This is a genomic window from Mesorhizobium abyssinicae (assembly GCF_049887195.1).
GTDB lineage: Bacteria > Pseudomonadota > Alphaproteobacteria > Rhizobiales > Rhizobiaceae > Mesorhizobium > Mesorhizobium abyssinicae.
Genome location: NZ_JARAKC010000028.1, coordinates 44,237 through 53,370, shown reverse-complemented (window position 1 = coordinate 53,370; position 9,134 = coordinate 44,237). Strand labels below are relative to the sequence as shown.

The 9,134-nt window shown below is 58.2% G+C and carries 7 protein-coding genes; 3 read left to right on the top strand and 4 right to left on the bottom strand.

Annotation, left to right across the window (positions count from 1 at the left end; translation table 11 throughout):
• Positions 1–404 precede the first annotated feature (404 nt).
• Together PU724_RS30480 and PU724_RS30475 are read left to right on the top strand one after the other, a co-directional pair.
• Positions 405–683: a hypothetical protein gene (locus tag PU724_RS30480; RefSeq protein WP_426213741.1), complete on the top strand. Its 279-nt coding sequence runs from the start codon at positions 405–407 to the stop codon at positions 681–683.
• A complete protein-coding gene (locus tag PU724_RS30475) occupies positions 676–1,092 on the top strand; it encodes a hypothetical protein (protein ID WP_354425311.1) in 417 nt (138 codons plus the stop codon). Before PU724_RS30480 ends, PU724_RS30475 begins: the two co-directional genes overlap by 8 nt.
• Here PU724_RS30475 and PU724_RS30470 read toward each other — a convergent pair.
• The gene (locus tag PU724_RS30470; protein WP_483238253.1) at positions 1,009–1,692 is read right to left on the bottom strand and encodes a Pycsar system effector family protein; all 684 of its coding nucleotides are present in this window, start codon (positions 1,690–1,692) and stop codon (positions 1,009–1,011) included. The two genes, PU724_RS30475 and PU724_RS30470, sit on opposite strands and share 84 nt — an antisense overlap.
• 625 nt (positions 1,693–2,317) lie before the next feature.
• Here PU724_RS30470 and PU724_RS30465 point away from each other — a divergent pair.
• A complete protein-coding gene (locus tag PU724_RS30465; RefSeq protein WP_354425315.1) occupies positions 2,318–3,739 on the top strand; it encodes a dicarboxylate/amino acid:cation symporter in 1,422 nt (473 codons plus the stop codon).
• A 486-nt stretch (positions 3,740–4,225) separates the two neighbouring features.
• Here PU724_RS30465 and PU724_RS30460 read toward each other — a convergent pair whose 3' ends face one another.
• The 3 genes from PU724_RS30460 to PU724_RS30450 form a co-directional block, all read right to left on the bottom strand.
• Positions 4,226–5,011: a GGDEF domain-containing protein gene (locus PU724_RS30460; protein ID WP_354425317.1), complete on the bottom strand. Its 786-nt coding sequence runs from the start codon at positions 5,009–5,011 to the stop codon at positions 4,226–4,228.
• Between the two features lie 280 nt (positions 5,012–5,291).
• Positions 5,292–7,199, bottom strand: coding sequence for an ABC transporter ATP-binding protein (locus PU724_RS30455; protein WP_354425319.1), 1,908 nt, complete (start codon positions 7,197–7,199; stop codon positions 5,292–5,294).
• Entirely contained in the window at positions 7,199–9,073 is a 1,875-nt protein-coding gene (locus PU724_RS30450; protein ID WP_354425385.1) for an ABC transporter ATP-binding protein, read from the bottom strand. The genes PU724_RS30455 and PU724_RS30450 overlap by 1 nt, the downstream gene beginning before the upstream one ends.
• Positions 9,074–9,134 lie beyond the last annotated feature (61 nt).

Genomic DNA, 9,134 nt, shown 5'->3' with positions numbered 1-9,134 from the left:
CGCTATATTCTTCCATGGTTCGTCCTCCTGGCATGAGGATAGGCTCGACGAGCAACCCTCGCTTCAACACTGCCAGTGTAGGGCGAACCACCTCACAGCCGGCAACCAGAAAGGACATACGGTCTTACTCTGGGTGTGGCTCAGTTCGCTCTGACAGGAGGGTGTGTTGCCCGAGGTGGGACGGAGCGAACCGAGCCACAGGTCGGCGATATCGCGGCAAGGCAGACGATGGCAAGCGTAGAACGGTTTCATTTGTAATGCCATTCGAAGCGCGGTGATTGCGGACAGCGCTTTCATAATATTAGATTGCGCTAATCGTTGCGTAGCCACCGGAACGCACAGAGAACAAAAACGCTGTGGGAAACGCCAGCCCTGCCGGGCGGAGTCTCTCAGTTTCAGTTCATTTGAGGGTGCTCGCGGCTTTTTCCAAGGCTTTCGACGGCCAGATCATCACGATCCATTTTCCCGATCGACTCCTGCCTCCCATTCGGGACAACCTTGCCGTCCATTCCGAGCGGATGGGCTTCACCCCGAGTGTCGTTGGCCTCGACTTGGAGGATATCAGCCGTCTGGCACGTGACGACGATCCTTGGTGGTCGAGCGTGGTCAAGGATGCCATCGTGCTAGGGGGCAGGCGACCCGAGGAACTTCCGTCGTTGGCGGGAACAGAGGTACATGGTTAGAACCGGATCGGCCAAGAAGAAGGACGCTTCCTACATTTCCGGTCGTCTTGTCGTCGCCCGAGGATACCTCAAGGAGGCCCGTAACAGCAATGCGTGGGCCGATCCGGGAGACATTGGAAACCCTTCCATCTCGGCGATCATCAACTGCGCGGTCGCCTATGCCGACGTCATGACCACAAGGTATCGCGGCGAAATCAATCAGGGAGACCACAGAGCGGTGGTCAAGCTGCTTCGCGCCGCGCTCGGCAAAGAGCTGCCGAACCGTCAGGAGGCCAATCTCAAGGTGCTTCTGGAGCAGAAGGACGAGGTGCAATACGGTTCGCGCTTAAAGACGGGAGACGATGCCGAACGTGCGCTCGAGCGGCTGGAGGAATTCGTCACCTGGGCGGAAGCTCAGCTTATGAAGTAATCGACGTCGACCTAGAGAGTAACATCTGGGTGGCATTTGCCACCTAATGCCGGCCACAAGAGCCGATGATCCCGTGAGCCTAGTGGGTGCGAGATATCCAGTTCTGGCCGGCTTCCCAGACGACCTGGACAGCCCAGATAACCGGAGGGGCTGCCATACAGACAAACGAGGCAGGACCAAGCGGCCAGCTGCTTTGAACGTCTTGAATTTACGATTGGCGATGCGTGCCTGCACGGCCACCTGGACTGCGAGATCATCCAGATATTCGTCGGTGAAGGATTGGCCTTCTACAGGGTAGTACCGTGGTCTGGAAACCGGACCGAAATCGTCGATTTCCAGGGATGCGATGTGACTGAAGTAAAGGAGGTTGGTAGTTTCCTTCCGTTCAGGGCGAAGATGGTGCAGCAATCTTGGAAGGAAGGACGTCAGCGTTATCACCGCTGCCACGGCCAGAAGCGGAAGCGCCACCAGGAAGGCAGTTCGATAGCCCATTGGAGGCTCATCCGCGGAGCGAAGGATTCCGATAATAGTTCCCATCCAAACGGAGCAAAACGTGAGCAGTGCGGCATTCTTGGCTTCCGCGAATTTCACGAGGTCCATCATGCGACCATGGTTGGCAGCCAAGGTCTTTTCATAGCTTTCCTGCTGATCGTTCTTAGCCATCGCAATTCCTATGCGGCTTTGCCAGTTCAGTGCCGACAAGCTCGCGGAGGGAGCACTCGTCCATTGTTCCGCAGCACTTCAGGGACGAATCCTTGAAGCTGTCGAAGAATTTCACCGGCTAGGCGCCAGCCTTCAAGCGCCGCCGCAAGATCGGCAGATCTCAGCCCTGGTGCCGGCGATAAGGCAAGTTGCAAAAACGAAAAAACGAGGGCCGACCCCAAAAGCGCGAGCAAAACCGCGAGCCAGAGAAATCGACCGACGGCCGATCTGCAGGGAAGTTGAATGGGACGTGGTGCAAGCTGCCCTCGTCGTCTACTGCCACCGCATCCCAGATTCACAACAACAGTGCCGGATTCCGCCAGGGGAAGCGCCGTTCCGGAAATCGGCACACTTGTGCTCGTAGAGTCCCCAGGCAGTCCGAGACTTCGCGATTCTTTCGAATTTCCGGTTTGGCATGGCTCTTGCGGCAAACCTCGGGCGAGCGCTCGGCCGGAGCGCAGCGCCCGGAGAGGCCCGGGGAGGGGAGCAAAAGCCGCCCCTATCCGGCCAGGGAGAGAAATTGATGTTGACCCCACAAGCCCGAAGCGGGAACACCGCGCCTCGCAAACCTTTCTATACCAAGCTTTACGCCCAAGTGCTTGCCGCCATCGCATTCGGTGTCGCACTCGGCCATTTCTATCCGGGGCTCGGCGAGGGCCTGAAGCCGCTTGGCGATGCTTTCATCAGGCTCGTCAAGATGGTCATCGCGCCGGTGATCTTTTTAACCGTTGCGACCGGCATCGCCGGCATGAACGATCTCCAGAAGGTCGGCCGGGTTGCCGGCAAGGCGATGGTCTATTTCCTCACCTTCTCGACGCTCGCGCTGATCGTTGGCCTGGTCGTCTCCAATGTCGTTCAACCCGGCGCCGGCCTCAACATCAACCCCTCCTCGCTCGACCTCGAGGCGGTGGATACCTATGCCGCAAAAGCCCACGAGCAGTCCGTGACAGGCTTCCTGATGAACATCATCCCTGCCACGATTGTCGGTGCCTTCGCGGAAGGCGACATCCTGCAAGTCCTGTGCTTCTCGGTTCTGTTTGGCATTGCGCTGGGCAAGGTCGGAGAGACGGGGAAACCGGTCAGATCCTTTCTCCAGGCACTCTCCGCACCCGTCTTTGAGTTGGTCAGTATCGTGATGAAGGCTGCCCCGTTCGGTGCGTTCGGCGCTATGGCATTCACGATCGGCAAGTACGGCATCGGCTCGGTTGTCAACCTCGCGATGCTGGTCGGGACGTTCTATTTCACCGCTCTGCTTTTCGTGTGCGTGGTCCTTGGCCCGGTCTGCCGTTACAACGGCTTTTCGGTCTTTTCTCTCATCCGCTACATAAAGGAAGAGCTGCTGCTGGTCCTTGGAACGTCGTCCTCGGAGGCCGCGCTGCCCTCGCTCATGGAGAAAATGGAGAAGGCTGGCGCCAAGCGTTCGGTTGTGGGCCTCGTCATCCCGACCGGATATTCCTTCAATCTGGATGGCACTAATATCTATATGACGTTGTCGGCCCTGTTCATCGCTCAGGCCACGAACACCGATCTCTCAATCGGCGATCAGATCCTGTTGCTCCTCATTGCGATGCTTTCCTCGAAGGGGGCAGCAGGGGTCACCGGTGCCGGCTTCGTCACGCTGGCCGCCACGCTGTCAGTGATACCGTCCGTTCCGGTGGCTGGTATGGCACTGATCCTCGGCATCGACCGCTTCATGTCCGAGTGCCGGGCCCTCACGAACATCATCGGGAACGCCGTGGCAACGCTCGTGGTCGCCCGTTGGGAAGGCGAGTTGGACCAAGCGCGATTGGAAGCCGCCTTTGCGGGGCATCAGCTCGCCGAAACATTGGCCAGCCAACCACCCATCGCGCCCGTGCCGAGTGAGGTCACACCGCTGCAAGACGATGGTCGGTCACAAGCACAGCACAATCGAGCGGCGGACCCTGAGCAGGGACTCGCGGACTGATGAAATCAGAGACGTTAAATGCGCAAACTCGCCTGAACAAACGACGCGCATCAATTCGCACTAGGTTTCGCCTGGAGCGCTGTCCCCGGCACGGTGTCGATCTTAGAGACTCAAACGACTTGGTCCTGTCAGCTCCGGCTCGATGATCGTTCCCTTGACGCTTAGGCCCGATCAGCGCCCATATGTGCCGACATGGGTCGCCACCAATCGACAATCGGCAAATTAGGCCGCCGCCAGTGGCGCAAATCTCGCCTGCGTAGGCCCTTCCTCCTCCGTTTGCAAAGGTACGGATGCTTTCCCTGCCACTCGAGAGCACAACACTGACGGGCACAATAAAGCGCCAGTTCTTAGATTACTGCGCATGGTCGTGGTTGGTAGCTCTAATGCGCGTGCCCATTCGCTGGCGGCACCTGCTGACTTTGTGGTCACCGCATCAGCCAACCAGCACCCGGACGCTTCTTACACCTGGGTGTCCCAGGAGAGCGACTACGGCGTCGTGAATCGCAACTTGGCCGCTTCATAGTCAAACGAAACGCGGTTCCGCCCACGTTGCTTGGCGTCAAGAAGGCACCGTCCTGCTGTGCGAAGGACATCTTGGGGATCTGCATTGCCGGCGACTTCCGCACCCCCGATGCTGACGGTCACCTTCACATCATCCGGTAATCCCTTGATCCACGGAAGTCCTCCAACATGCCGGCGGATGTTTTCCGCAATGATCATTGCCTGCTCTTTATAAACGCCTCGCAGCAGGACCCCGAATTCTTCGCCGCCAAGACGGCCAATCGAGTCGCCTGGGCGCGTCAGATAAACGAGCGCTTTCGCAATCTGCACCAAGGTCTCGTCACCCTTGGCATGACCATGCTTGTCGTTGAACAGGGAGAAGTGGTCGGGATCGATCAACAAAAGTGTGTCGCGTTCTCCGTCATCACGCTGCCGGTCCATCCTGGCCATGAACTCGCCACGGCTAAGAAGCCCCGTCATCGGATCGTGACTGGTTACGAAGGTCAGCCGATCGTGCGTGTCCCTGAGCGCCTCGTACGACTTCTCCAGCTTGTCACATGTGTCTTGAATGGTTTCCGCCTGGGCGAAAATGTAGGCGCCGACGGGCATTCCGATCAGAATGGGGATGAAGGTGCATTCCACCCAGCTCAGCCAGTCGATCGGCATGTGCAACGCGATTCTTGCCGTAAACGACAGAGCAAAGGTCGCGACGATTGCAATTATCGTCACGACTATCGATTTGCCCACAATACGCTTGGTTCGCGGCGTCATATTATTTCTTTAAGAAGATGAGTGTCTGCTTATTTAGACAATGGCGGTAAACGAGTTCTTAGCCGTTCGATTACGATTATTCCGAATTGAAGATTGTGGGCCTCCATGACCATTCGGAATATCCCGATTATGTGGGATTGGTGATACGGCCGCAACAGCAACAGGGAAGGGGCTTTCTGCCCTTCAGGCGGCAACAAACGGCAGTTTTCGCAATCACATGGACAAACGATCGTGAAGGTTTCCTGATCCGAAAAACTGTACCAGTTTTTTGCCGTCCGCTTCAGGTTCGCAAGCCGGTTGGTACGGAGGTATCGATTTGCTCGTCGGAGATGTCGTCGAACGAGGCGTAATTGAGGTTGTAGAGTTTGGAATAGAGACCGCCTCTGGCGATCAACTGGTCGTGCTTGCCGGTTTCGGCGACTTTGCCATTCTGGAGAACGATGAGACGGCCGGCGCCTCGGACTGTGGCAAGGCGATGGGCGATGACGAGGCCCGTGCGGCCTTCGAGGAGCCTTACCAGTGCCTTTTGGATCAGCATTTCCGTATAGCTGTCGATATTGGCCGTTGCCTCGTCGAGGACGAGGATCTTGGCATTTGCCACAAGCGCGCGCGCGAAGCTGATAAGCTGGCGTTGGCCCAGCGAGAGATTGCCACCGCGTTCACCTAGAGCGGCATTGTATCCACCAGGAAGGCGCACGATGAAGCCATGCGCGCCGACCGCCATGGCGGCCTCGATTACCTCTTCCCGTGTGGCTTCAGCCTTGTGGTAGCGGATGTTCTCGAAAACCGTACCCGTAAAAAGGAACGGCTCCTGCAGCACCATGGCGACCTGACGGCCAAGCGATTCCTGGGTGAGATCGCGCACATCATATCCGCCGACCAGCACCTGACCTCGCTGGACATCATAGAAGCGGTGGACGAGGGCCATTGCGCTCGATTTACCTGAACCGGTCGGGCCGACCAGGGCGACGGTTTCGCCGGGATTGACCCGAAACGACACGTCCTTCAATACCGGATGCTTGGGATCATAGCCGAAAGTAACGTTCCTGAACTCGATCGAGCCGTCCATGTCGGGCGAAAGCACCCTGGCATTCGGTTTGTCCTGGACCTCAATCTTGACGTCAAGCACGTCGGTCAGGCGCTTTCCCGACGCCATCGCGCGTTGCATAATCGAATATTGCAAGGTCAGAGAGCGGATCGGATCGAAGAAGCGTTGGATGTAGAAGAGGAAAGCGACCATCACACCCACGTCAATGCGATCGTTCATGACCATCGAGCCGCCGATGACGATGACGACAGCCATGGCAACGCCCATCAGGCTATCGACGATCGGCACCATGATCTGGGCGTATTTGGCGGCGGTCAGATGTGTCATGAGATCGGCGTGAGCCTTGTCATCGTAAAGAATTAAGTTGACCTGCTGGCGGTCCATGGACTGCACTGCCCGTACGCCGTGAATGGCTTCAGCCAGCGCGCCATTGGAAACCGAATTGGCCTCATTGGCGGCCATGAAGGCGTCCCGGGCGCGCGGCAGCCAGAAGATGCGCACGATGAAGAGAACCGGCAACACTGAGAGCGTAAGGAGTCCCAAGCGAACGTCGAGCCACAGCATGACGAAGACGATGCCAAAAAGAAGGGTGATGTCGCCCAGCGAAAAGACTGAGGTCTCGAGGAATTCCTGCATAGAATTGACGTCGCCCTGCAGACGCGACATCAGCCGTCCTACTTCTGTCTTGTCCATGAAAGAAAGCGCCACGTCCTGCAGATGGCCGAACGTGGCGCGGCGCATATCGAACAGAACATTCTGCGCCATTTTGTGGACCACGATCTCTTGCGTGTAGCTGGCGGCAAAATTGACCCCAATGGTGAGAAGGAAGGCGCAGGCGGCTGCAAGCAGAGCCGACCGATCGCCACTTTCCCCGTGCATGCCGTGGTCGATCGCAAAGCGGATGATCAGCGGGACGAGAAGCTGCGTGCCGGTGAGGATCAAAATCGCAGCAACCGAGTTGATCAGGTTTGTGCGGTAGGGCCGGACGAACGCCCAAATGCGTCGTACGATATTCTTGTCAAACGCCCTCCCGAATATCTCCTCTTCGGTGCGGTGCGAGCCGACGACCGCATGCGGCGGGCGCCGGTCGTGATCGCGGGCGTCGTTGCGTTCCGTCTCGACTTGTCCGGTTTGGAGCATCAGCTCGCCCCCTCTTGTTCGGGCAGCATGTCGTCAAGTGGGCGCACCTGGAGATCGTAAAGGGCTTTGTAGCGTCCACCCTTCGCCAGAAGGTCTTCATGAGTGCCACGCTCGACAATCTCGCCGTTCTCGATAAACAGGATGCGGTCGGCATGCATGAGCGAACTCAGCCGGTGGCCGATGATGATGGTCACGCGATCCTTGGCAAAGAGTCGCAGGGCGCGCCGTATGCGCTGCTCTGTGGCTGCATCGATCGCGGCAGTCGAGTCGTCGAAGATGATGACCGACGGGCGCAGCATCATCGTGCGAGCGATCGCCAGGCGCTGACGCTGGCCGCCCGAAAGGGAAACGCCGCGCTCGCGCACCACCGTTTTGTAGCCGGCCGGCAGGTCGAGAATATAGTCGTGAAGCTGAGCTGACTCGCTCGCGCGCGCGATCCGCTGTTCCTTGGCCCAGGGATCGCCATAGGCGATATTGTTTTCGATCGTCGTAGTGAAAAGGAATGCATCCTGCTGCACGACCGCGACCGCGCTGCGAAGTGTGGCGAGGGTGACCTCGCGGATATCCTGGCCGTCAAGCGTGATGACGCCGCCGGCGACGTCGTAAAAACGAGGGACCAGATGAGCCATCGTCGATTTGCCGGAGCCGGGCGGGCCGACAATAGCGATCGTTTCGCTCTTGCGGGCCTCGAAACTGATATTCTTCAGAATTGGGCGGTTCTCGGCGTCGGGATAGGCGAATGAAACATTGTCGAAGCGCAAGGTGCCTTCGCTGATTTCGAGCGGTTTAGCGTCTGCTGTGTCCTTGATCGCGATATCCAGATCGAGCAACCCGAACAGGCGCGAACCGCACGTCGAGGCGCGGGCGAAGCCGTCGACCATCAAGCCTATCTGGCGAACCGGCATCTGTAAGATGGTCATAAAGGTCAGGAACGTCGCAAGTTTGCCCACGCTGATTTCGCCCGCGATGACTTTGTTGCCGCCGATCCACAGAACCAGTCCCATCGCTAAAAAGAAGGAGAAATTCATCGCGGAAATGTTGCGCACGTAAATCTTGACCCGTTCGTGCATGAGGCCAAGCGCACTCTTGGATGCGCGGTCGAACTTCAGCATCTCATAGGCCTGCGCTGCAAAGGCGCGAACAACCCGGATGCCGCCGAAATTTTCTTCCATGACACGGCTGAGGACCGAAAGCCGATCCTGCAGGTCAAACCAGGTGGCGCGCAGCTTGAGCTGGGTGATTGATGAGAGCCACGCGACGAAGGGCACGAAGCTCAGCGCGAGGAGGCCAAGAACCACGTTGGTGGAAATCAGCATGTAGGCGCCGATCCCGATCAACATGACGAGCAGGACGGCGCGAACCAGAGCGGCAGAAAAATACATCCGCACGCCTTCCAGATCGAGTATGCCGATCGTAATGAGATCGCCCGAATGCGCCCGGTCGTGAAAAGAAAAGCTGAGCCGCTGGATCTTCTCATAACAAGCGACCCGCAGCTCATACGCGACGTGATGTCCGACCGCTTCGGCAAAATAGTTCTGAGCCAGCGTGAAAAGGCCGCGCAGCACGCTGACGGCAAGCAGCATGAAGGCCGAGGTCCGCAGCGCCTCTTGCGCTGCCGCCCCGCTGGCACCCCCGCCGACGGCTGTCTGGGTCTGGTCGATGGCCTGGCCGAGGAGCTCGGGGATCAGCAATTGGAGCGATGCCGCGACAAGTGTCGAGCCGATAGCGACGGCGACCTGCCACGGGTGCCGCAAATTCATCCGGGTAATGCGCGCTATCGTGCTCAAGCGCCGGTCCGAACCGGCCGCCTCTCCGTGCGCGAGCGAATTCCTGGGCTTCGTCACGCCGCGAATAGCCTTACTGTTCGAGGGTATATTCCAGACTGATCTTGAGCGGGATGACTCTCCCGTCAAATGAACCCTGATATGCAAAGCT